Raw genomic sequence first — 23,756 nt, 5'->3', positions numbered from 1 at the left:
GTGGTTGCGATGGGGTGCGCGGCGGGGCGGGCAGATCAGCTCGCGGCGGCGGTGTTGGGCCTGCCCGGGACTGCGGGCATGCGCGCAAACTTCAGCACGATCCGGGTTCCGGAATGGGCGGGATCGCGCTCGACGATGGCGTCGAGCTTGGAGGCCATGGCCGCGACGATGCGCTGGCCCATGCCGGTGGAGCGCGGATCGGCCTTGACGTTGTCGCCGACGCCGTTGTCGGTGATCGACAGCAGGACATCCTCGCCGTGCGCGTGCAGCTCGACATGAATCGGGCCGGCGCGGTCGGGATAGGCGTATTTCACCGCGTTCATCACCAGCTCGTTGACGATGATGCCGACGGCGACCGCGCGGTCGGGGTCGATCTCGATCGGCTCGGCCTTCAGGGTCAGGCGCGACATCCGGTTGCCTTCGGCCGAGCGGCGGAGATCCTCGAGCAGCGAGTCCAGGTACTGGTTCAGGACCACGCTCTTCAAATCCTGCGAGGTGTAGAGGCGGCGGTGCACCTGCGCGACCGCGGCGACGCGGCCCATCGCGTTGGTCAGTGCCGCCTTGACCTCGTCCTGGGCGGCGGAGCTTGCCTGCAGGTGCAGCAGTGAAGCGATGATCTGGAGCGAGTTGCCGACGCGGTGGTTGACTTCGCGCAGCAGCATTTCGCGCTCGGCCGCGAGAGCTGCGTAGCGGTCGCGCGAGGCGTGAATCTCGGCTTCGGCTTCCTCGCGCGCCCTCTGCAATTCGGCCTGGCGCAGCGCGCCTTCGGCGGCAACGTGAAGCAGGGGGATGAAATCGCCGGTGACGTCCTTGACCAGATAGTCGGCCGCGCCGGCCTTCAGCGCGGTGACCGCGATGCTGGAATCCTGCGAGGCCGTGACGAAGACCACCGGCGGCGAGCCCGGGATCGCCATGATCTGCTCAAGCGTCTCCAGCCCGTCGAGGCCGGGCATGTACTGGTCGAGTGCCACCACGTCGATGAAGCCGTCGATGCTGCCGTTCGTGCTTTGGGCACACGCGCGGCGGATGCGCTCGAGGCCTTCCTCGCCGCTGGCGGCATGGACCACCTTGTAGCCGCGCCGCGTCAGGCCGCGATCGACCAGGCGCGCGAGCGCACTGTCGTCGTCGATGTAAAGCAAAGTTGGCGAGCGCTGGTTCATGGGGCGGCGGGCGGGACCTGGATGACCGAGAAGAACAGACCAAGCTGCCGGATGGCATTGGCGAAATTCTCGTAGTTAACGGGCTTGGTGATGTAGACGTTGCAGCCGAGCTCGTAGCAGCGCTTGATTTCCTGGGAATCGTCGGTGGTGGTCAGCACCACCACGGGCGAGGCCTTCAGATATTTGTTTTCCTTGATCTGCCTCAGGATGTCGATGCCGCTCATGTCGGGCAGGTTGAGGTCGAGCAGGATCAGCAGCGCGTTGCCCTTCTGCACGAGTCCGCTGCCGTCGGCGCCGAACAGATGCAGCATCGCCTCCGTGCCGTTGGGGAACGAGACGATCTCGTTGTTCACCCCCGAGCGGCGGATATTGCGCTCGATCAGGCGAGCGTGGCCCTCGTCGTCCTCGATCATGATGATGGTGACAGGCTGGGTCATCGATCTGCGTTCCGGTTTTTCACATTCCAGGCAATCGGCAACGTGATGGTGAAGGTGCTGCCGGCGTTCAGTTCCGATGATACCGACATGGTGCCGCCAAGGCGACGTACAAGTGCACGCACATGGGCAAGGCCGATGCCCTGCCCAGGTTTGTCCTGGGTTCCCGCCCGGCGGAACAGGTCGAAGATACGCTGGTGATCCTTCGGATCGATCCCGCGGCCGTTGTCGCTGATCTCGAAGATAGCGTAGCCGAGCTTGGTACGCCCGCGGATTCTGATCTCGCCGGGCACGCCGGGCTTCAGATATTTGATCGCATTGTCGACCAGATTGGAGAAGATCTGTTCGAGTGCGAGGCGGTCGCTCACGACGTCGGGCAGGGGCTCGATGTGGACCTGGGCCTGGGCCTCGGCCGCCTGGTGCGCCAACGTCGACACGATGGCCTCGATCAGTTCGCGCGTGTCGATCTTCACGGGCTGGAATTCGCGTCGGCCCTCGCGGGTGAGGTTGAGGATGGCCGAAATCAGCCGGTCCATCTTGGCGATCGACGTCTTGATGAACCTGAGCGCTTCGGAAACATCGTCCGAGAGCTGCTTGTCGGCCCCTTCGAGCATGATCTCGCCGGGTGCCCCGGGCGCCAGCGGCGGCCCGCCGGCGGGGACCTGGGTGAGGCCGCCGATCCGGCGGAAGACGTCGCCGCTGAGCTCCTCGAGCTCGCTGGTGAAGCCCATGATGTTCACGAGCGGCGAGCGCAGATCGTGGCTGACGATATAGGCAAAGCGCTGGATCTCGTCGTTGGCCTCGCGCAAATCGGCCGTGCGTTCGTCGACGATGGATTCGAGATTGAAATTGGCATCGCGCAGCCGCGTTTCAGCCTCGTCACGGGCGCGAGTCGAGCGCCGCACCAGCCAGATCGAGATCAGCGCCAGCACCACGACGAGGCCGGAGCCGATGCCGGTCATCGAGGCCGCGAATGTCTGGCTGCGGTCGGCGTTTTCCGAGCGCTGCCGGAATAGCCGTTCCTCCTCCAGGATCATGCCCGAGGCGATTTTGGCGATTTCGGCTGTCGCGTCAGTGGAGGCGACCTCGCGGACGACCGCGGCGGCCTTGTCGGGCTGACCCTGGCCGATGAAACTCATTTCCTGCCGGAATTGCCCGAGCCGGGTCTGTATCGCCGGGCCGAGTTTTGCCATGCTGTCGCGCTGAACCGGGTTGTCAACGGTCAGGCGCGTGAGCTTGTCGAAGGCCGGCGGCATCGCCGCGATCGCCCTCTCATGGTCGGCCTTGAAAACCGCTTCTTGGGTCAGGAGGTAGCCGCGCGCGGCACTTTCAGCGCGCCGGATTTCCAACAGCAGGGCGTTGATCTGGTTTTCCGCCTCGATGGTGTGAACCACCCATCTGTTGTCATCTCTGGCCTTGTTGACGAGGTAGACCGAACCCGCGCTGATGCCGGTCAGCACCAGAAGTCCCGCTGCAAACAGCAGGATCTGCCAAAATGTACGCCGTCGTTGGGCTTCGGCCGTCACGACGGCCTCGTTCTGTCACACTCAGCGGAAGTCAAAACGCCCCCATGGAACTGTCCCCGCGTCGAGAACGCAATGGGCACCAAAGGGTTCCACACGGAAACGAATTTATTGCGGGGCGGGTTCCGTCTTGCCGGCCAGGTACTGTTCCAGCCAATGGATGTGGTAGTCGCCGTTGATGATGTCGCCTTCCCGCACCAGCGCGCGGAACAACGGCAGCGTGGTCTCGATGCCTTCCACGACCATCTCGTCCAGGGCCCGGCGCAATCGCATCAGGCATTCGGCGCGGGTTTTGCCGTGCACGATCAGCTTGCCGACCAGGGAATCGTAATAGGGCGGGATCGTGTAGCCTTGGTAGACTGCGGAATCGATGCGGACCCCAAGGCCGCCCGGCGGATGGTATTGCAATATGCGGCCGGGGGACGGGCGGAAGGTCTGGGGATTCTCGGCGTTGATGCGGCACTCGATCGCATGGCCGATGACCTGGATGTCTTCCTGCCTGGCCGGCAAATCGCCGCCGGCGGCGATGCGGATCTGCTCCAGCACGAGGTCGATGTCGGTGATGCTCTCGGTGACAGGATGCTCGACCTGGATGCGGGTGTTCATCTCGATGAAGTAGAACTCGCCGTCCTCGAACAGGAACTCGATGGTGCCGACGCCGAGATATTTCATGTCGCGCATCGCCTTGGCGCAGGTTTCGCCGATCTTGGCGCGCGCGGCGGCGGTAAGGACGGGCGAGGGGCCCTCTTCCCAGACCTTCTGGTGACGGCGTTGCAGCGAGCAGTCGCGCTCGCCGAGATGGATCGCGCCGCCGCGACCGTCGCCGAGGATCTGGATCTCGATGTGGCGCGGCTTCTGCAGATATTTTTCGAGATAGACGGAGGCATCGCCGAAGGCGGATTTGGCCTCGTTGGCCGCCGTCGACAGCGCCATCAGGAGGTCGGCTTCGCTATGCGCGACCTTCATGCCGCGGCCGCCGCCGCCGGCCGCCGCCTTCACCAGCACCGGAAAGCCAATTTGCCTGGCGATCCCCATTGCGTCGTCGTCTGGACCGACGGCACCGTCGGAGCCGGGCACCACGGGGATGCCGAGCTTCTTGGCGGTCTTCTTCGCCTCGATCTTGTCGCCCATCAGGCGGATGTGCTCGGCCTTGGGACCGATGAAATGCAGATTGTGCTCTGAGAGGATCTCCGCAAAGCGGGCATTCTCGGACAGGAAGCCGTAACCGGGATGCACGGCATCGGCGCCCGTGATCTCGCAGGCCGCGAGCAGCGCGGGCACGTTGAGATAGCTGTCCTTGGACGCCGGCGGTCCGATGCAGACGCTCTCGTCGGACAGGCGCACATGCATGGCGTCCGCGTCGGCGGTGGAGTGCACGGCGACGGTCGCGATGCCGAGTTCCTTGCAGGCCCTGAGGATGCGAAGGGCTATCTCGCCGCGATTGGCTATGAGGATCTTGTCGAACATGGTGCCTCAGGGGGCGAACGGGGGATAGCGATTGGCGAACCGGGAAGAGGCATTATCCGCTGCCTCCCTGTTCGCCAGTGCCTCACTCAATGATGACGAGCGGCTCGCCGTACTCGACCGGCTGGCCGTCCTCGACCAGGATCTGCGTCACCGTGCCGGCGCGCGGCGAGGGGATCTGGTTCATGGTCTTCATGGCTTCGATGATCAGGAGCGTCTGTCCGACCGAAACCTTGCTGCCGACCTCGATGAACGGCTTGGCGCCGGGCTCCGGCGCCCAATAGGCCGTGCCGACCATCGGCGAACTGACAGCGCCGGGATGCTTCGACAGGTCGGGGCCCGTTGCGGCGGGCGCCGCGGAGGCTGCGGGAAGTGCGGCGGGAGCGGCTGCCATCTGCATCGGCATGGTCGCGGCAACGCTGATGTTGCGGGCGACGCGCAGGCGCAGGCCCGCCCGTTCGATCTCGATCTCCGTGAGACTGGTCTCATCGAGCAGCAAGGCGAGCTCGCGGACGAGCGCGGAATCTTCGCTGGAAAACTTTGCGGCTGCTTTGTCGTCTGGCTGGCGCGCCATGTTGTTTGATCCGAATGTTCTGTTTGATGAAGGGGGCTTCAGGCTTTGGGCTTGATGGCAAGCTTGGCGGCAAGGCCCTGGATGGCGAGGCGGTAGCCCTCGATGCCGAAACCGCAGAGCGAGGCGAAAGCCGCGCGCGCGGTGTAGGAGTGGTGACGAAAGCTCTCGCGGGCGTGGATGTTGGTCACGTGCACTTCGACCGTCGGGATCTGCACCGCGAGCAGCGCGTCGTGCAGCGCGATCGAGGTGTGCGAATAGCCGCCGGCGTTGACGATGATGCCCTTCATCTTGCGGGCATGCGCCTCGTGGACGAAGTCGATCAGCTCGCCCTCGCGATTGGACTGCCGGCAGTCGGCCTTGAGACCGAAGCTGGCGGCGGTGTCCCGGCACAGTGCCTCGACATCGGCCAGCGTGGCGTGGCCGTACGTCTCGGGCTCGCGCGTCCCCAACATGTTGAGGTTCGGCCCGTTAAGAACGAGGATCGTATCGGTTGCTGGTTCGGCCATTCCCATCCCGGCAGGTGCTTCGGCGTGGCGGGGGTTATAGGTAACAAAGCGGCCTAGGGGAAGCCTAGAAGGGCCTTCCTGGAGCCTTCAAGTACCTCATCCCAAGTGCAAAAACCTGTGCGGAAGCCACGGAAATCGCTTGTTAACCAGTTCCAATCGTGGCTGCCGAAGGGAGGCCGACCAGGGAGGGCGAGGCATAAGCCAAAGGCCCCTGCCGATCTCTCGGCAAGGGCCCATTTGGGGTTCAGCGAGGCAGTTTTAGCCTTCGATGATATAGACGATCTCGCGTGTCTGCGGACGGACGATCACATACTGACCGCGGACGTAGATGACTTCATAGCCACGCCATTCCGGGTAGATTTCCACGATCCGGGGCGGCAGCGGATGGAAGTGGACCGATGCCGGGATCGCGGCGCCGACCGAGATATTGAAGTTGACGTTGGTCGTCTCCTGAATCTTGGTCGACTTGATCGCCGAGGAGATTTCAGTCCGCTTCTCGGGAGGCGGAGCCGAAGCCGTTGCAGAGGCGGTGCCGGTCGTGGTCTGCGACTTGGTGTCGCCAGTCTTGCTGTCCGCGCCCTTGGTCTGCGCGTTCATGTTGCCGCTCTTGGTATCCGTCTCAGTGCTCTTGGACTTGTCCATCTGCGACTTGTCCATCGAGCTCTTCGACTTGTCCTGCATGGGCTTGTCCTGCGCGCCCTGGGCGTGCTCGCCCTTCGCCGTGCCGGCCTTCTCGTCAGCCGCGTTCTTGTTCATCGCGCCGGACTTTTCCATCCCGCCCGACTTCTCCATGGCACCAGACTTTTCCATCGCGCCCGAGGACTTCTCCTCGGCAGCGCCGCCCGGCTTCATGGCGCCGCCGGCCTGGCCGACAGTGCCCTTATCCCGGCTCATGGTGCCACCTGCGCCACCCGACGGCTGCTGTTGCGTCGGCTGTGCGCCGGCTGCACCACCGGTGTCGCCTTTCATGCCCTGTGCGTTCGCCACACCGGCGCCCGCGACAAGTGCGGCCGCGGCAACCGAGATCATAAAGCGGTTCAACATCGAATTCTCCTCACGTGGTTCTTTGCGTCATTGCCCGCGCCGACAACGAAAGGGGATTTGAGTTGTTCCGGAACTTCGGCGGTTCCGCGGCATTTGTTTGTTGAACGCCAGATGAATGACTTTGCACGAAGCGGCCAACGTTCGCCGCTCGAAGAAAAAGGCCGGCTTTTCAGCCGGCCTCGGTGCGTTTCAGCGTTGCAGGCGTGTGATCAGCAGGTCGCCTTGCCACAGCGGGCGATGCCGATCTTTTCCTTCAGGCCCTCGACGCCGACGGCGCCGATCACGATCTGCTTGCCGATCACGTAGCTCGGCGTGCCGTTCATGCCCATCGCTTCGGCGAGTTTGAAGTTCTCCTCGATGGTGGCGCGCACCTCGGGGCTGGCGAGGTCCTTCTCGATCTTGGCGGTATCAAGGCCGGCTTCCTTGGCGGCCTGAAGCGCGCGCGCCTTGTCGGCAGCGCCGCGGCCGCCGAGCAGCTTCTGGTGGAAGTCGAGATATTTCTTGCCCGAGGGATCCTGCATGCGCACGGCAACCGCGACCTGCGCCGCCTCGACCGAGCCCTGGCTCAACACGGGAAATTCCTTCAGCACCACTTTCAGCTTCGGATCGCCCTTCATCAGGGTGAGCATGTCGTCCATGGCGCGCTTGCAGTAGCCGCAATTGTAATCGAAGAACTCGACGAAGGTGACGTCCCCGTCCTTGTTGCCGAGCACGACCTGGCGCGGCGAGTTGAAGATCGCGTCCGCATTCTGCGCGATGCTGGCCTCGTGCTTCTGCGTCTCGGCCGCGGCCTGACGCTTGCTGAGCTCAGCCATGGCCTCTTCGAGCACCTCAGGATGGCTGACGAGATAGTTCTTGATGATCTTCTCGATATCGGTGCGCTGGCCATCGGAGAAACTGTCGGCCGACGCGGGCGCGGCTGCGCCCAACATAGCGAGCGCAAACAGCGCGGGAGCAAGCAGGCGCAGCGAAGGCATCGGTAAATCCTCTTATTGAAAGCGGGTTTCGGAATACGTCCCGGCGGACTTGAGTTCGGTGTCGTGACGTCGTGGTATCGGGCGTCGTTCGAGTGGCGTCAGTTGCGCGACGGTTTCGCCGCTACGATGTCGTCGGCCTTGACCCATCCGGGCGTTCCGACGGCGAAACGGGTTTTCGCGCGCGTGGCGAGCTCGCGGGCGGTCTTGTTATCGCCGCGCAAGTAAGCGGCTTGCGCCGAGGCCAGATCCGCTTCGGCATAATCGCCCTTCCGGCCATAGGCCATCGCGAGCTGGGTATAGCCGAGCACCGCCTCGGGTTCTCGGGCGACCGCGCCGCGGAGAATCCGAACGGCGTCGTCGGTGTAGGCCTTATTATCGGTTCCAACCAGAGCCTGCCCAAGTAACATCTCGATGAGGGGGGCGTTGTTGGAGAGCTGGGCGGCCTTGCGCAGCGGAGCGATCGCCTCGGCCGGCTTGCCGCTTTCCAGCAGGGCCTGGCCGCGGACCTCGTAGAAGTACGGATTGTTGGGCTGGACCTGGATCAGCGCATCGATCTGGGCAAGTGCGCTGCGCAGATCGCCGTGCAGATAGGTGCTGATGGCGCGGGCATAGCGTGCCGGCATGCTGTCATTGGTCTGGGGATAGCGGCGGTACACCGTTTCCGGCCGCTCCATGAACGCGGAGATCTTGGCGCGAACCATGTCGTGACGGAGCTGCAGCGCGGGATCGTCCTTCTTGTTCCAATAGGGGCTGGAACTGGCGAATTCCTGCAGTGCGGCGACGCGCTCGGCCGGCATTGGATGCGACTGGAGATAGGGATCGGCGCCGCGGGCGGCGAACAGGCTCTCGCTGGTGAAGCGCTTGAAGGTCTCGTACATGCCTTTTGGCGATTGCTGGGTCGCGGTGAGGAATTTCACGCCGGCGCGGTCGGCGTTCTCTTCCTGTTGGCGCTGGTAGGACAATAGCGTCCGGCGGATCACCTCTTGCGGAGCGGAGATCGCGGCGGCGCCCGCATTGGCGAGACCGTTGTTGCCTGTGCTGCTGCGCTGGGTGCTTCCCGCGGCGATGGCGCCGGCGCCGAGCAGCATCGCGATGATCATCTGGGTCTGGGCGGCCGCGAGCTGCTCGCGCAGCTTGGACAGATGGCCACCGGCCAGATGCCCGGTCTCGTGGGCGAGCACGCCGATGATCTGGTTCGGCGTTTCCGACTGAAGCAGTGCGCCGTAATTGACGAATATGCGGCGGCCGTCGGCGACGAACGCGTTGAACGAGCCGTCGTTGATGATCACCATCTGGATGTTCTGCTTCTCCAGACCCGCGGCGCGCAGGATCGGGCGCGTATATTCGCGCAGAAGCTGCTCGGTCTCGGTGTCGCGCAGGACCGGCGGCCCCTTCTGCTGCGCCTGCGCCGCCGGGAGCGGCAGCAGCGCGATCGCCCCGGCCGTGACGAGGGCGGTGAGGGCGGAGGCCTTCTTGCGCAATGCGATCTGGAACGACATCAAACGGTCTGGGTCAAACGGTCTGGACAGCAGTTTCGTGATTGGTTTTGGCGATTGGCGGCGGACCGGATACGCGATATGCCCTTATGAGCGTTACCCTTATGAGCCGTACAATGCGGCCAGTCTGGGGCGCAAGCGCCCGGTTTTCCGGACCGGAGGCACCGGTCCGCCAGCGAAATAGCAGAAATCGATGCACGATGCGACATTGAGGACCCGGTTGGGGCAGTGGCTCGAGCCCTCCCGCCGCAGCGATGTTCCCCCGTTCATGGTGATGGACGTCATGGCCGCGGCGGCCCGAATCGAAGCCGCCGGCGGCCATGTCATCCATATGGAGGTCGGCCAGCCCGCAACTGGCGCCCCGCAGACCGCGATTGCTGCCGCCCATGCGGCGCTGGAGGCCGGGCGGATCGACTATACCTCCGCCCTTGGTATTCCCAGCCTGCGCCAGCGCATCGCGCGCCATTATCGCGATGCTTATGGCTGTGACGTCAGCCCTGACCGCATCGTGGTGACCACCGGCTCCTCCGGCGGGTTCATCCTGGCCTTCCTGTCGATGTTCGAGCCCGGCGACCGCGTCGCCGTGACGGTGCCCGGCTATCCGCCTTATCGCCATATCCTCACCGCGCTCGGCTGCGAGCCCGTGCTGATCGAGACCACCAACGAGACGCGCCACGCGCTGACCGGCGAGGCGTTGCTTGCGGCGCATCGCAAGGCACCGCTGAAGGGTGTGCTGGTCGGCAGCCCCGCCAATCCGACGGGGACCATGATGTCGCGCGAAGCGCTCGCCGGCCTGATGGCGGCCGCCGACGACGCCGGCATTCGCTTCATCTCCGACGAGATCTATCACGGGCTCGATTACGCCTTTCCGGCAGTCACCGCAGCCGCGCTCTCCGAGCACGCGCTCGTGATCAACTCTTTTTCGAAGTATTTCTGCATGACCGGCTGGCGCGTCGGCTGGATGGTCGTGCCTGACATCCTGGTGCGGCCGATCGAGCGGCTGCAGCAGAACCTCTCGATCTCGGTGCCGTCGCTCTCACAGATTGCCGCTGAAGCCGCATTCGACGGCGCAGCCGAAATGGAGGCGATCAAGCACGGCTATCAGGAAAACCGGCGGATTTTGATCGAGGGTTTGCCGAAAGCCGGCCTCACCAGGTTCCTGCCGGCCGATGGTGCATTTTATCTCTATGCCGACGTCTCGGACTTCACGTCCGACAGTTTTGAATTCGCCAAGCAGATGCTCGAACAGGCTCGCGTCGCGGCCACGCCGGGGCTTGATTTCGATCCCGTTCACGGCCGCTCGTTCATTCGTCTTTCCTATGCGCGCTCGCCCGGTGAGATGCGCGAGGCAGTTGACCGGATCGCTCACTGGCTTAAATAGCCGCCAGTTTTCGACCGATCCGGAGTTCAACTTGTCTGACCGATCTGCCTCGACCCCCGCCACGTCGCATTTCCCTCTCGCCGCATTGATGTGGCCGACCCGACCGGGCGAAACTGTTGGCGCGGTGCGTGCCGTCGTTCTCGTCGCGCTCGGCACCGCATTGATGGCGCTGTCAGCCAAGGTGAACCTGCCGCTGCCCTATGTGCCCATGACGTTGCAGACTCTGGTGGTGCTGATGATCGGCGCTGCCTATGGCTGGCGTCTTGGCAGCGCAACCATGGTCGCCTACCTCGTGGAAGGCGCGCTCGGGGCGCCGGTCTTTGCCGGGCCGGTCGGCGGAATCGCGCCGCTGGTTGGACCGACCGCGGGCTATCTGTTCGGCTTCATTGCGGCAGCTTTCGTGACCGGCTGGCTTGCCGAGCGTGGTTGGGACCGCAGCGTGATGCTGTTGTTTGCAGCGATGGCGGTCGGCCATATCGTCATTCTGGCGACCGGCTTCGGCTGGCTGGCGTTCGGTCTTGGGTTGGGCGCTGCGAAGGCCTTTCAGGTCGGCATCGTGCCGTTCATTGCGGCCTCGCTGGTGAAGAATGCGCTCGGCGCAACCTTGATGCCGGCCGCGCGCAGGCTGATCGATCGCCGCCGGTAAAACGCGCAAACGCGGCAGTTCCGATTGACAGGGCCGGCCAAGTTGATCTTGGCTGGCCCAGTATTTTGAGGGGGAGTGAAACAATGACGACGACAACCATGACGGGGGCGCCTCCCGCGCCGCCCGTCGCCAAACCGTGGTACAAGGTTCTCTACGTCCAGGTGCTGATCGCTATCGTGCTCGGTGCCATCGTCGGCTGGCTATGGCCTGACTTTGCCAAGAACGAATGGATCAAGGCGCTGGGCGATGGCTTCATCAAGCTGATCAAGATGGTGATCGCACCGATCATCTTCTGCACCGTCGTTTCGGGCATTGCCCACATCCAGGACGCCAAGAAGGTCGGTCGCATCGGCATCAAGGCTCTGATCTATTTCGAGATCGTCTCCACCTTCGCGTTGGTGATCGGGCTTGTCGTGGGCAACCTCGTCAAGCCGGGTGCAGGCTTCGGCAATGCTGCGGCGAATGCGCAGGCCGTTGCGAAGTTCGCAGATCAGGCGAAGGCTCAGAAGAGCTCCGAATTCGTCCTGCACATCATTCCCGATACCGTGGTCGGCGCGTTCGCCCAGGGTGAAATCCTTCAGGTGCTGTTGTTCTCGGTGCTGTTCGGCTTCGCCATCATGAGCCTTGGCGAGCGCGGCCACACCATCCGCAGTTTCATCGACGACGCGGCCCATGCGGTGTTTGGTGTCATCTCGATCGTCATGCGCGCGGCGCCGCTCGGTGCGTTTGGCGCAATGGCCTACACGATCGGCGTGTACGGACCGACGGCGCTCGGCAATCTCCTCGGCCTGATTGCGACCTTCTACGTGACCGCGGCGCTGTTCGTGTTCGTCGTGCTCGGCATCATCGCGCGCATCGCCGGCTTCTCGATCTTCAAGTTCCTGGCCTACATCAAGGACGAACTGCTGATCGTGCTCGGCACTTCCTCCTCCGAAAGCGCACTGCCGTCGATGATGGAGAAGCTCGAGCGGCTCGGATGCTCCAAGTCGGTGGTCGGCCTCGTGGTGCCCACGGGGTACTCTTTCAACCTCGACGGTACCAACATCTACATGACGTTGGCGACGCTCTTCATCGCCCAGGCGCTCGGCGTCGATCTTACCTTCAGCCAGCAACTGACCATTCTGGTCGTGGCGATGCTGACGTCAAAGGGCGCCTCCGGCATCACCGGCGCGGGCTTCATCACGCTGGCGGCAACGCTGGCCGTGGTCGATCCGCGCCTCGTGCCGGGCATGGCGATCGTGCTCGGCATCGACAAGTTCATGAGCGAGTGCCGTGCGCTGACCAACCTGTGCGGCAACGGCGTCGCCTGCGTGATCGTCGCGTGGTGGGAGGGTGAGCTCGACCGCGACAAGCTCAACGCCAACCTCTCCAGGCAGATCGATCCGACCGACATGGAGACGGCGATCACGACGGACTGATCGGGATCCGACAGCGCGCAGCGCTGTCAGACCTTGAAGTAATGGGGCTGGTCGAGATCCTCGATCAGCCCCTTTTGTTTGGGCGCCCAGCCGAGCGCAGCCCGCGTCTTCGCGCTCGAGGTCGGAACGTCGATAGTCGCAAACCGCGCGAGCCAGCCGAAATGAGAATCGGCCTCGTCGGGAGATTTCGAGACCACGGGCACGCCGAGCCTCTTGCCTATCACCTCCGCGATCGCCTTGAACGGCACGCCTTCCTCGGCGATGGCGTGATAGCGGCGAGCGGATGCGCCTTGTTCGAGCGCCAGTCGAAAGACGCTGGCGGCATCGAAGCGATGGGCGGCCGGCCAGCGGTTCATGCCGTCGCCGATATAGGCCGCCACACCTGTCTCGCGGGCGATCGCAATCAGGTGCGGGACAAAGCCGTGATCGCCTTCACCATGGGTCGTGGGGGGCAGCCGCACGATGCCGGCGTGGATGCCGCGGTCGGCGAGCCCTTCGGCGGTCGCTTCCGACACCCGGGGAAACTGGCGGGCCGCTGCATCGTCCTCGGTCGCGAGCCGTCCCGGCGCGAGCAGCGCGACGCCCGACGTGACGATCAGCGGACGTGCGGAGCCTTTCACTTCGTCGCCGAGCGCGAGGATCGCTCGGCGGTCGAGCTCGCAGTTCTCGGCGAACTTCGAGAAGTCGTGGTTGAATGCGAGGTGCAGCACGCCGTCGGAGGCGGCCGCGCCGCTGCGCAGGGAGGCGTGATCCTCCAGCGAGCCGCGATGGACCTCCGCGCCCATCGCGGCGAGGGCGGCGGCACCGGCGTCGGTTCGGGCAAGGCCGGCGACGCGGTGCCCGGCGGCGATCAATTCGGCAACAACGGCGGAGCCGACGAAGCCGGTGGCGCCGGTGACGAACACGCGCATGAGATATCTCCAGGAATTGGCAGCGAGGGGTTGGTGGAGACGACCATCCGCGTTACAGCTATCCGGGTAAAGTAGGGACCTTATCAGGGTATAATAGCTAACAGCATGAGCGAGACCGCCACCGCCGAGAACCTGCTCGGGGCTTATCTCCGGGATCGCCGCACCCGGCTCGATGCCGCGGCGTTCGGCCTTGCCGGCAATCGCAGGCGCACGCCCGGCTTGCGCCGCGAGGAGGTTGCGCAGCGCGCCAATATCAGTCCGACCTGGTACACGTGGCTGGAGCAGGGCCGGGGCGGAGCACCGTCGGCCGACGTGCTCGACCGCATCGCCCGCGCGTTGATGCTGACCGATGTCGAGCGCGAGCATTTGTTCCTGATCGGCCTCGGCCGCCCGCCCGAGGTGCGCTACCAGGCCAGCGAAGGCGTCTCGCCGCGGCTGCAGCGCGTGCTCGACGCGCTCGCATTCAGCCCGGCGCTGGTGCGGACCGCAACCTGGGACGTCGTCGCCTGGAATCGTGCCGCAACCGCCGTCCTGACGGACTACAGCGCGATCCCGCCGGGACAGCGCAACATCCTGCGCTTCATCTTCTGCGATCCGCGCGTGCGCGCCGCGCAATATGACTGGGACAACGTGGCCCGCTTCGTCGTGGCCGCGTTCCGGGCGGACGCCGCGCGCGCCGGCGCGGTCTCGCATGTCGCCGACTTCGTCGATGAGTTGTGCCGCACCAGCCCGGAGTTTGCCGCGCTCTGGCGCGACAACGACGTGCGCCATCACGGCGACGGCACCAAGCGGCTGCGTCACCCGGTGCACGGCATGATGTCGTTCGAATTTTCGAGCTTCGGCGTCGAGGGCCGCTCCGATCTCAGCATGATCGTCTACAACCCGGCGACGCCCGAAGACGCCGAGCGCATCAGAAAGCTGCTTGGCGAGCGACCAGGTTGACGGAAGCAGGCAAGCTTGCCTGATGGGCTTAGAACCGCCCGGGCCGGTACGGCGTCGGATCGATCGTAGGCGTCTCGCCGCTCATCATCTCCGCAAGCAGGCGCCCCGTCGCCGGTCCAAGGGTGAAGCCTTGGTGGCCGTGGCCGAAATTCATCCAGAGGCCCGGATGACGCGGCGCTTGCCCGAGCACCGGCAGCATGTCGGGCGTGCAGGGGCGGGTGCCAAACCACGGATCCGGCTCGACGCGCTTGCCGAGGTCGATCAGTTCGCGTGCGGAGCTTTCCGCGCTGGCGAGCTGCACGGGCGTCGCGAGAGCCTCAGGGCTCGTCAGCTCGGCTCCTGTGGTGATGCGAATGCCCTTGGCCATCGGCCCCATGGCATAGCCGCCTGACTTGTCGATCAGCGGCAGGTCGAGCGAAGCGCCGCCGCTGTAATGCATGTGGTAGCCGCGCTTGCGCACCAGGGGGATGCGATAGCCGAATTTGTGGAGGAGATCGGGCGACCACGGCCCGAGGGTCACGACGGCGTGGGCGGCGTCGAGGCGCCCTTGGTCCGTATCGACCGACCAGCCGGTCGCGGTCTGCCGCATCGACTGTGCATCGCCGAGCACGATGGTGCCGCCGCGGCGCTCGAACAGCTCGGCATAGGCCGTGACCAGCGCGCCGGGGTCGGACACCGTCCAGGTGTCGAGCCAGTGGATCGCGCCGGGGAGATCGTCGCGCAGCACCGGCTCTGCCTTGGCAAGCTCGCTACCCGAGAGCACGCGAAAATTCACGCCGAACTCGCGCTGGTCTTGTTCGGCGTCCTTGACCGAGTGCTCCAGGGCGGCAGCATCACGGTACAGCGCGCGGTAGCCGGCGCGGCGGATGAGATTATCGGCATGGGCTTCGCGAATGAGGATGTCGTGCTCGCTCGTCGCGTAGGCGATCAGCCGTGCCCATGCCTCGATCGCCTCGCGATGGCGCTTCGGCGCCGAATGCCACCAGTAACGGAGCAGGGGCTCGATATGGAGATGAAGCGACGACAGGCTGTAGCGCACGTCGTTGGTGCGGCCGGTCGCGATCTTCAGGAGCGAGGCAAGGTCGCGCGGCATCGGATAGGGACGGACCGCTTCGGCCTGGATCATCCCGGCGTTGCCGTAACTGGTCTCGCGCCCGGGCTCCCTGCGGTCGACGAGCGTGACGGTCCAGCCGCGCTGCTGGAGGTGCAGCGCCGCGCTCACGCCGATCATGCCGCCGCCGAGAACGATTGCGCTTTGCATTGAAACTGCCCTCGCCAAATCAAAAAACGCCCGGCTTGACCGGGCGTTTTCTCTTGAGTGTTCGGTTTTATTCGCCGCCGCCGAAGCGGCGGGACCACCAGCCGGCGCGGCGTGGCGTGGCCGGCGTTTCGGCTGCCGGCTCCGGCGCGGGCTGAGATACCGGCGGTGTGGCCGGCTCCGGCGCCTGCGCCACCGGGGCTGCCGGCGGCTCGCTCGGGCTGCTCGACAGGAAGCTCACCTTTTCACGGACCGTGGAGCGGCGTCGCGCGGCCTTGTCGTCGGCGGGCTCTTCCTCTGCGGCAACGGGCTCCGGCTGGGCCGGTGGCGCCGCCTCGGTCTTCACCTCGGCGCGCGGCTCGGGCTGCGAGACCTCAGGCCCGGCGGAATGCTCGGCGGTGTGATCGGGTTGGGCGATCGACGGCGCAGCCTCGCCGCGGAAGCCGTCAAAATCGGCGACTGCGTCGGATGCTTCTGGCGGCTGACTGGTACCGAGTTCGTCGCTGATGGAGCCTGCGAGACCTTCCTCGCCGCTTCCACGCCGACGGCGTCCGCCACGGCGACCGCGCCGGCGGCGGCGGTCAGCGCTTCCCTGCTGCTCACCGCGAGCCGCCTGCTCCTCGCCCTCTTCGCCATCCTGTTCGGACTCGACATCCTCTTCGCCTTCACCGGCCGCGACAGCCGGCTCGGGAAGGGTGGCGGGGCTATCCTCACGCAACTCGCCGTCGCGCTGGCCACCGCGGCCGCGCCGGCGCCGGCGCCGCTTGCGGCGCTGGCCGTCCTGCTCGGAACCTGCCTCGCCTGTAGCCTCTTCAACGAGGCCTTCGCTCTCCTCGGTCTCGACCTCGGATTCGGTCTCGATGTCGAAACCGTCCTCGTCGTCGAAGGCCTCTTCCGCCAGCGGGGGCGGGCTCGCGGCCGCCTGCGCTGCCAGCAGCGCCTTGGCTGCTTCCAGCGTGTGGACCTGCTCGCCGCGGTCGATCAGATAGGCCTGCGGCCCACTGACGCTTGGGTCGGCGATGACCGACAGCGTCACCTTGAAGCCGTTCTCGAGATCGCGCAGATGGCCGCGCTTGTGGTTCAGCACGTAAAGCGCGACATCGGTGCGGGTGCGGACCACCAGATTGTGGGTCGCGCCCTTCATCAGGATCTCCTCAAGGCCGCGCAGCAACTGCAGCGCCACCGAAGACACCGAGCGGACATGACCGGTGCCGCCGCAATGCGGGCAAGGATCAGTCGAACTCTCGAGCACGCTGGCGCGGATGCGCTGGCGCGACATCTCGAGCAGGCCGAAATGCGAGATGCGGCCGACCTGGATGCGCGCGCGGTCCTGCCGCAGGCAATCCGACAGCTTGCGCTCGACTGCGCGGTTGTTGCGCTTCTCGTCCATGTCGATGAAGTCGATGACGATCAGGCCGGCGAGGTCGCGCAGACGAAGCTGGCGGGCGACCTCTTCGGACGCTTCCAGATTGGTCTTGAGCGCAGTGTCCTCGATATGGTGCTCGCGGGTCGAGCGGCCGGAGTTGACGTCGATCGAGACCAGCGCCTCGGTCTGATTGATCACGATGTAGCCGCCGGAGCGCAGCTGCACGGTCGGCGAGAACATCGCGTCGAGCTGGCTTTCCACGCCCATGCGCGAGAACAGCGGCTGGCCGTCGCGATACTGCTTCACCGCGCTGACATTGGCGGGCATCAGCATCTTCATGAAGTCGCGGGCTTCGCGGTAGCCGGCTTCACCGGCAACCGAGATCTCGTCGATCTCCTTGTTGTAGAGGTCGCGCAGCGAACGCTTGATCAGCGAGCCTTCCTCGTAGACGAGGGTCGGGGCCTGCGACTTCAGCGTCAGATCGCGCACCGTCTCCCACATCCGGATCAGATATTCGAAGTCGCGCTTGATCTCGGGCTTGGTGCGGGCGGCGCCGGCGGTGCGCAGGATGATGCCCATGCCCTCCGGCACGTCCAGATCCTGCACCACTTCCTTCAGGCGCGAGCGGTCCTGAGCGCTGGTGATCTTGCGGCTGATGCCGCCGCCGCGGGCGGTGTTCGGCATCAACACGGCATAGCGGCCGGCGAGCGAGAGATAGGTGGTCAGCGCCGCGCCCTTGTTGCCGCGCTCTTCCTTGACGACCTGCACCAGCATCACCTGCCGGCGCTTGATGACTTCCTGGATCTTGTACTGGCGGCGCGGGCGGAAGGTCCGCTCCGGCACCTCCTCCAGCACGTCGTCGCCGCCGACGGATTCGACGACTTCCTCTTCGGCTTCCTCGTCGTCCTCGTCCTCATCCTCGTCGTCCTCGCCGTTTGTGTCCGCAGCCTCGGCATGCGGGGCCTCGCCGTAGACGGCGTCGGCCGGCTCAGTCGAAGCGGTCACGGCTTCGGCGAGATCCTCGGCATGCGTTTCGTGGGACTCGGAGACGTGAGCCTCGAAGGTCTGGGCCTGCGGTTCGGTAGCAACCGCGGGTTCGGCGCCGACGGCCGCGACAGGCGCGGGGGCCTCATCGGCGTGATGATGCTCGTGATGATCGTGACCATGGTCATGATCATGCGCGTGATCGTCGCCGTGGCCGTGTTGATGATCGTGCGCGTGGTCCTGGTGGTCATGATCGTGGTGATCATGATCGCCATGGTCGTGATGTTCGTGGTCGTGATGATCGTGCCCGCCCTGGTGCTCCGCATCGGCGTGCAGATGCTCACCCTCGTGCGGCGCGCCTTCGGCAATCAGGGCCTCGCTCTCGACCGGCTGGGCCGTGGGATCGGCGCCTTCGACGACGTCGCTGCGGACGCGTTCGCCGTGACTGCGTCGGCGGGAGTTGCGGTGGCGCGAGCGGCGGCGGCCGTGGGAGCGGTTCTCGCTCTCTTCCTCGGCCTCGCGATGGGCCTGTTCCTCGGCCTCGATCAGCGCCTGCCGGTCCGCGACCGGGATCTGATAATAGTCGGGATGGATTTCGCTGAAGGCGAGGAAGCCGTGGCGGTTGCCGCCATATTCGACGAAAGCGGCCTGGAGCGAGGGTTCGACCCTTGTGACCTTGGCCAGGTAGATATTCCCGCGCAGTTGCTTGCGTTGCGCGGTCTCGAAATCAAACTCTTCGACGCGATTGCCGCGGACCACGACGACCCGGGTCTCCTCCGGGTGGGTGGCATCGATCAACATCTTGTTGGGCATGTCTTAACTCTTGGCGGCGGCGGGCGCTTTTCACCGTGGGCGCGAGCTGCGCTGCCGGGTGACGCGACGGTCCACCTGATTCGGGGGTGAGGGGAAGGCCAAAACGCCGTCTCTCGCGCCTTGCCGAACCGGAAGCTTCAGGGCCACGGCGGCGCGCGGGATTTTCACTCCGCAGCGTCGCGAATGATCCTTCAGATTTCGTCGGCACAGTCTGGCGCATCAAGCGTCGGCCCGTATGAAACACTGGGCGGTGAGGCCGCCCTTCAATCAGTTGCTGCTGGCCAGGCATGGCGCGAGCGCGCTCGCCTTGGTGTCACGAACCGCTCCCTTGGGATCAAAGGACCGGGTAATGGGTCACGTCGCCGTCAGACTGTCCCGGAAACGCGAGTGGTAATCCAGGACCGTCCGCCGCCGGTGCTTGACCCGCTCCACCTCGCTGCCGCGCATCGCGCTGGCGTTAGAAGAGAACGGAAAACGCTGGAATTCCCAAACCTTGAGAGTTCCGGCGCTGCACCGGGAGGCTGAATGCGACACAACCGGAAATATCGGCCGTCAGCATTCCGTTCATACGAGGAATGGGCCATCGGTGCAAGGGAGCGTCGCACGCCGGTCACAGTCAGCGAGTTTCGCGCTTCTGTCATTAAGGATCAATTAACCCTGTGGTTCTATTGCGTTAAAAGGGCTGCTCGGAGGCACAGAATCGGTGGCGAGCCGCACACATCAACGGGTTTTGCTGGGATGCGCTCTGCTGTGCGCCGCAGCGTTGCCTTGTGCTGATTCCTCGCGCCTGAGTGCCGCGGAAAGCAAGCCGCAACCCGTTGTTGCGGTAGCGAATTTTCCAACCGCCTCCGCCGCCCGGCTGGCCGGCGATGGCAAGCAGACTCGCTTCATTCTCGACCTCGACCAGACCGTCACCTTCCGCGCCATCACGCTGGCCGACCCCTATCGGGTCGTCGTTGACGTGCCGCAGGTGAATTTTCAGCTGCCCGCGGGGGCCGGAGGCGCGGGGCGCGGACTGGTCAAGGCCTTCCGCTATGGGCTCGTCATGCCCGGCGGCTCGCGAATCGTGTTCGACCTGACCGGACCGGCCCGGATCGCCAATTCCTATGTGGTGGAGGCGGCCAACGGCCAGCCGGCCCGGCTCGTGCTGGAACTGGAGGAGGTTGACCGGACCGCCTTCGTGCAGTCGCTCGCACCCGAAAACCGCCCCGAGCTGCGCCCGACGATCGCCGAAGCGAAGCCTGCGACGGCTCCTGCGGCGGCAGCCCCGGACACGGCGCAACAGAAGGCCGATGGCCGCCCGGTGGTCGTGATCGATCCCGGCCATGGCGGCATCGACAACGGCACGCAGTCGAGCGGCGAGAGCGAGAAGAACCTTGTGCTGGCCTTCGGGCTGGCGCTCCGCGACAGACTGGAAAAGGCCGGCAAATACCGGGTGGTCATGACGCGGGACGACGACACCTTCATTCCCCTCAATGACCGCCCCAAGGTCGCCCGCAATCTGAAGGCGGCCTTGTTCGTCTCCATTCATGCCGATGCGCTGCCTCGCGCCGAGGGTGATGCGCAGGGCGCGACCATCTATACGCTGTCCGACAAGGCGTCCGACGCCGAGGCGCAGCGGCTGGCGGACGCTGAAAACCGGGCGGATGCGATCGCCGGCTTCAACCTCGCCGAAGAGCCGACCGACGTCGCCGATATCCTGATCGACCTCACCCAGCGGGAAACCCGCACCTTTTCAAATCGTTTCGCGCGCCTTCTGATGGGCGAGATGAAGTCGACCGTGCGGATGCACAAGCATCCCCTGAAGTCCGCGGGTTTCCGGGTGCTGAAGGCGCCGGACGTGCCCTCGGTGCTGGTCGAGATCGGCTACGTCTCAAATAAAGGTGACCTCGAGCATCTGGTCTCGGAGGGCTGGCGGTCCCGCGCGGTGGGCTCGATGGCGCAGGCGATCGACGGGTTCCTGACCAAACGGATGGCTACGGCGGGACCTTCAAATTAACGGTCCGAGATCGTTGAAGTGAGGACCCGGGAGCCTCGAGCTGAAAGGGTTTTCGGGTCCCGCCGCAAAAGCCCTAGTTTGGCCACAGCGGGCGCTTTATAGAAATGGCCGCAGGGGGTTCCGGAATCGCGTGAAAATCCTGTTCGGCAAGCGTCTTGAGCCCGGCACTTATGGTATTTCGTAAGCCGGCCAATTCGCGACGTGAGGTCGGCACCTGTTTGGGGTGCCGATTTTAGGTCCGATGGGGCTGATACTGGGCTGATCCAGAGTTTGAACGGATAAACACATAATGCGCTTGCTGGTGCGGTTCATGGGCTTCCTGTTCGCCGCGGGAACGGTGGTGTTCCTTGTCGGTGTCGGGGCCGTGGCAGGCTTGATATGGCATTTCTCCAAGGACTTGCCCGACTACTCTCAGCTTCAGGATTACGAGCCGCCGGTGATGACCCGCGTGCACGCGGTCGACGGCTCGCTGCTCGGCGAATATGCCAAGGAGCGGCGGCTGTACCTGCCGATCCAGGCGGTGCCAAAGCTCGTGATCAACGCGTTCCTGGCGGCCGAAGACAAGAATTTCTACGAGCATGGCGGCATCGACTACACCGGCATGGCGCGCGCCGGCGTGGCCTACATCCAGAACTACGGCTCCAACCGCCGTCCGCAGGGTGCCTCCACCATCACCCAGCAGGTCGCCAAGAACTTCCTGTTGACCAATGAGGTCTCTTTCGCCCGCAAGATCAAGGAAGCCTTGCTCGCGATGCGAATCGAGAAGACCTACTCGAAGGACAAGATCCTCGAGCTGTATCTGAACGAAATCTATCTCGGCCTTGGCGCCTACGGCATCGCGGCCGCGTCGCTGGTCTATTTCGACAAGTCGGTGAACGAGCTGACGGTGGCGGAAGCGTCGTACCTGGCCGCGCTGCCGAAGATGCCGGCAACGCTGCATCCGGTGCGCAACCGTGACCGCGCCATCGAGCGCCGCAATTACGTCATCGACCGTCTGGTAGAGAACGGCTGGATCAAGCAGGCCGACGCGGACAAGGCCCGCAAGGAGCCGCTGGCTGTCACCAACCGGTCCAACGGCGCCCACACCTTCGCCGGCGAATATTTCGCCGAGGAAGTCCGCCGCGACATCTTCGAGCGCTATGGCGAGAAGAAGCTGTATGAGGGCGGTCTTTCCGTCCGCACCACGCTCGATCCGAAGATCCAGGTGATGGCGCGCAAGGCGATGGTTACGGGGCTCGTGAATTACGACGAGCAGCAGGGCTATCGCGGCGCCATGAGCAAGCTCGATATTTCGGGCGATTGGGGCGTGAAGCTCGCCGAGATCAAATCGCTTTCCGACATCTCGCCATGGCGCATGGCGGTGGTACTGGAGACCAGCGACCAGTCTGCCCGCATCGGTTTCCAGCCGAGCCGCGAGCTCGGCGGCGCCGTGAGCAAGCAGCGCGAGACCGGCATCGTCACGGTTGACGGCGTCCGCTGGGCGCGGGCCGCCCAAGGCGGCGCCAAAGGCAAGACGCCGACGGCGGTGTCGCAGGTGCTGCAGCCCGGCGACGTGATCTATGCCGATCCGCTTTATAAGGACGGCCAGCCGGTCGAGGGCCAGTACCGGTTGCGCCAGATCCCCGAAGTGTCCGGCGCGATGGTGGCGATGGATCCCTGGACCGGCCGCGTGCTCGCGATGGTCGGTGGCTTCTCGTTCGACCAGAGCCAGTTCAACCGCGCCACGCAGGCCTATCGGCAGCCGGGTTCGTCGTTCAAGCCGATCGTCTATTCGGCGGCGCTCGACAACGGCTATACGCCCTCGACCGTCGTGCTCGACGCCCCCATCGAAATCGACCAGGGGCAGGGCGCCGGCGTATGGCGGCCGGAAAACTTCTCCTCGGGCAAATTCCAGGGACCTGTGACGCTGCGCAACGCGCTGCGACAGTCGCTCAACACCGTGACGGTGCGGCTGGCGCAGGACATCGGCATGCCCCTGATCGGGGAATATGCCCGCCGTTTCGGCGTCTATGACGAACTGCCGAACTATCTCTCCTACGCGCTGGGCGCCGGCGAGACGACGGCGATGCGCATGGTCACGGCCTACTCGATGCTCGCCAATGGCGGCCGCCGCGTGAAGCCGACGCTGATCGATCGTATCCAGGACCGCTACGGCCACACCATCTTCAAGCACGACCAGCGCGAATGCCGCGGCTGCGACGCGCCGGGCGGCTGGAAGAACCAGGCCGAGCCGCAGCTGATCGACCGCCGCGAGCAGGTGCTGGACTCCATGACCGCCTATCAGATCACCGAGCTGATGGAAGGTGTGGTTCAGGCCGGCACCGCGACCGTGATCAAGGCGGTTGGCAAGCCGATCGCCGGCAAGACCGGCACCACCAACGAGGCCAAGGACGCCTGGTTCGTCGGCTTCTCGCCTGACGTCGCCGTGGCCATCTATATGGGTTACGACAAGCCGCGTCCGCTCGGCAAAGGCAACGCCGCGACCGGTGGCCATCTCGCGGCTCCTATCGCGCGCGACTTCCTCCAGCTCGCGCTCGCCGACAAGCCCGCGGTGCCGTTCAAGGTGCCGGCCGGCATCAAGCTGGTTCGCGTCGTCGCCAAGACCGGCATGCGCGCCGGCCCCGGCGAATCCGGCGGAACCATCCTCGAAGCCTTCAAGCCGGGCACGGCGCCGCCGGATAATTATTCGGTCATCGGCGTGGCCGACGCCGACGGGCGCGGCGGCATGCCGGCCTCGCAGCAGCAGCAGCCGGACTCCGGCTTCCTCATGCGGCCGGGCACCGGCGGGCTGTGGTAGCGGATAACGCCTGATACGGACGAGGCGGGCGGTTGCGCTTTGGCGCTGCCACCGTTACATCCC

General features: G+C 65.1%; 19 protein-coding genes. 7 read left to right on the top strand and 12 right to left on the bottom strand.

Annotated elements, in window-relative coordinates; genetic code table 11:
- Positions 1–35: 35 nt before the first annotated feature.
- From JQ580_RS06165 to JQ580_RS06125, 9 genes are all read right to left on the bottom strand, one after another.
- Positions 36–1,160 carry a histidine kinase dimerization/phosphoacceptor domain -containing protein gene (locus tag JQ580_RS06165; RefSeq protein WP_212278777.1) on the bottom strand — a complete coding sequence of 375 codons (1,125 nt, stop codon included), beginning with the start codon at positions 1,158–1,160 and terminating at the stop codon, positions 36–38.
- Complete coding sequence (locus JQ580_RS06160; protein ID WP_212278776.1) at positions 1,157–1,597, bottom strand: response regulator; 441 nt, start codon at positions 1,595–1,597, stop codon at positions 1,157–1,159. Before JQ580_RS06160 ends, JQ580_RS06165 begins: the two co-directional genes overlap by 4 nt.
- Positions 1,594–3,120, bottom strand: a complete 1,527-nt coding sequence (locus tag JQ580_RS06155; protein WP_212278775.1) for a sensor histidine kinase — start codon at positions 3,118–3,120, stop codon at positions 1,594–1,596. The genes JQ580_RS06160 and JQ580_RS06155 overlap by 4 nt, the downstream gene beginning before the upstream one ends.
- Positions 3,121–3,225: 105 nt before the next feature.
- Complete coding sequence (accC, locus tag JQ580_RS06150) at positions 3,226–4,584, bottom strand: acetyl-CoA carboxylase biotin carboxylase subunit (RefSeq protein WP_212278774.1); 1,359 nt, start codon at positions 4,582–4,584, stop codon at positions 3,226–3,228.
- 82 nt (positions 4,585–4,666) lie between these two features.
- Complete coding sequence (accB, locus tag JQ580_RS06145; protein ID WP_212278773.1) at positions 4,667–5,155, bottom strand: acetyl-CoA carboxylase biotin carboxyl carrier protein; 489 nt, start codon at positions 5,153–5,155, stop codon at positions 4,667–4,669.
- Positions 5,156–5,193: 38 nt separating this feature from the next.
- Complete coding sequence (gene aroQ, locus JQ580_RS06140) at positions 5,194–5,661, bottom strand: type II 3-dehydroquinate dehydratase (protein WP_212278772.1); 468 nt, start codon at positions 5,659–5,661, stop codon at positions 5,194–5,196.
- A gap of 258 nt (positions 5,662–5,919) precedes the next feature.
- Complete coding sequence (locus JQ580_RS06135; RefSeq protein WP_212278771.1) at positions 5,920–6,705, bottom strand: DUF1236 domain-containing protein; 786 nt, start codon at positions 6,703–6,705, stop codon at positions 5,920–5,922.
- A gap of 209 nt (positions 6,706–6,914) precedes the next feature.
- Positions 6,915–7,682, bottom strand: coding sequence for a DsbA family protein (locus tag JQ580_RS06130; RefSeq protein ID WP_212278770.1), 768 nt, complete (start codon positions 7,680–7,682; stop codon positions 6,915–6,917).
- A gap of 98 nt (positions 7,683–7,780) precedes the next feature.
- Positions 7,781–9,181, bottom strand: coding sequence for a M48 family metalloprotease (locus JQ580_RS06125; RefSeq protein ID WP_212278769.1), 1,401 nt, complete (start codon positions 9,179–9,181; stop codon positions 7,781–7,783).
- Positions 9,182–9,371: 190 nt separating this feature from the next.
- Here JQ580_RS06125 and JQ580_RS06120 point away from each other — a divergent pair, with 190 nt between their 5' ends.
- The 3 genes from JQ580_RS06120 to JQ580_RS06110 all read left to right on the top strand — a co-directional run bounded on the left by JQ580_RS06120 (position 9,372) and on the right by JQ580_RS06110 (position 12,623).
- Positions 9,372–10,559 carry a pyridoxal phosphate-dependent aminotransferase gene (locus JQ580_RS06120; RefSeq protein WP_212278768.1) on the top strand — a complete coding sequence of 396 codons (1,188 nt, stop codon included), beginning with the start codon at positions 9,372–9,374 and terminating at the stop codon, positions 10,557–10,559.
- 88 nt (positions 10,560–10,647) lie between these two features.
- Positions 10,648–11,205, top strand: a complete 558-nt coding sequence (locus JQ580_RS06115; RefSeq protein ID WP_212279226.1) for a biotin transporter BioY — start codon at positions 10,648–10,650, stop codon at positions 11,203–11,205.
- A gap of 83 nt (positions 11,206–11,288) precedes the next feature.
- Positions 11,289–12,623 (top strand): dicarboxylate/amino acid:cation symporter, encoded by a 1,335-nt coding sequence (locus JQ580_RS06110; protein ID WP_212278767.1) that lies wholly within the window; start codon positions 11,289–11,291, stop codon positions 12,621–12,623.
- A 26-nt stretch (positions 12,624–12,649) separates the two neighbouring features.
- Here the strand turns inward: JQ580_RS06110 and JQ580_RS06105 are convergent, their stop codons facing one another.
- On the bottom strand, positions 12,650–13,534 hold the full coding sequence (locus JQ580_RS06105) for an SDR family oxidoreductase (protein WP_212278766.1): 885 nt from the start codon (positions 13,532–13,534) through the stop codon (positions 12,650–12,652).
- Positions 13,535–13,639: 105 nt separating this feature from the next.
- Here JQ580_RS06105 and JQ580_RS06100 point away from each other — a divergent pair, with 105 nt between their 5' ends.
- Complete coding sequence (locus tag JQ580_RS06100; RefSeq protein ID WP_212278765.1) at positions 13,640–14,476, top strand: helix-turn-helix transcriptional regulator; 837 nt, start codon at positions 13,640–13,642, stop codon at positions 14,474–14,476.
- 28 nt (positions 14,477–14,504) lie between these two features.
- Here JQ580_RS06100 and JQ580_RS06095 read toward each other — a convergent pair whose 3' ends face one another.
- Together JQ580_RS06095 and JQ580_RS06090 are read right to left on the bottom strand one after the other, a co-directional pair.
- Positions 14,505–15,737 carry an NAD(P)/FAD-dependent oxidoreductase gene (locus JQ580_RS06095; RefSeq protein ID WP_212278764.1) on the bottom strand — a complete coding sequence of 411 codons (1,233 nt, stop codon included), beginning with the start codon at positions 15,735–15,737 and terminating at the stop codon, positions 14,505–14,507.
- A gap of 67 nt (positions 15,738–15,804) precedes the next feature.
- The gene (locus JQ580_RS06090; RefSeq protein WP_311982163.1) at positions 15,805–18,105 is read right to left on the bottom strand and encodes an Rne/Rng family ribonuclease; all 2,301 of its coding nucleotides are present in this window, start codon (positions 18,103–18,105) and stop codon (positions 15,805–15,807) included.
- Between the two features lie 45 nt (positions 18,106–18,150).
- On the opposite strand from JQ580_RS06090, the gene JQ580_RS34200 reads away from it, so the two are divergent.
- From JQ580_RS34200 to JQ580_RS06080, 3 genes are all read left to right on the top strand, one after another.
- Positions 18,151–18,987: a hypothetical protein gene (locus tag JQ580_RS34200; RefSeq protein ID WP_311982162.1), complete on the top strand. Its 837-nt coding sequence runs from the start codon at positions 18,151–18,153 to the stop codon at positions 18,985–18,987.
- A gap of 613 nt (positions 18,988–19,600) precedes the next feature.
- Positions 19,601–20,896 (top strand): N-acetylmuramoyl-L-alanine amidase, encoded by a 1,296-nt coding sequence (locus JQ580_RS06085; protein ID WP_212278762.1) that lies wholly within the window; start codon positions 19,601–19,603, stop codon positions 20,894–20,896.
- A gap of 289 nt (positions 20,897–21,185) precedes the next feature.
- Complete coding sequence (locus JQ580_RS06080; protein ID WP_212278761.1) at positions 21,186–23,693, top strand: penicillin-binding protein 1A; 2,508 nt, start codon at positions 21,186–21,188, stop codon at positions 23,691–23,693.
- Positions 23,694–23,756 lie beyond the last annotated feature (63 nt).

Source organism: Bradyrhizobium sp. SZCCT0148 (genome assembly GCF_018129985.1).
Lineage (GTDB): Bacteria > Pseudomonadota > Alphaproteobacteria > Rhizobiales > Xanthobacteraceae > Bradyrhizobium > Bradyrhizobium japonicum_H.
Note: the sequence above shows the minus strand (reverse complement) of the source record. Positions and strands in the feature narration are given on the sequence as shown.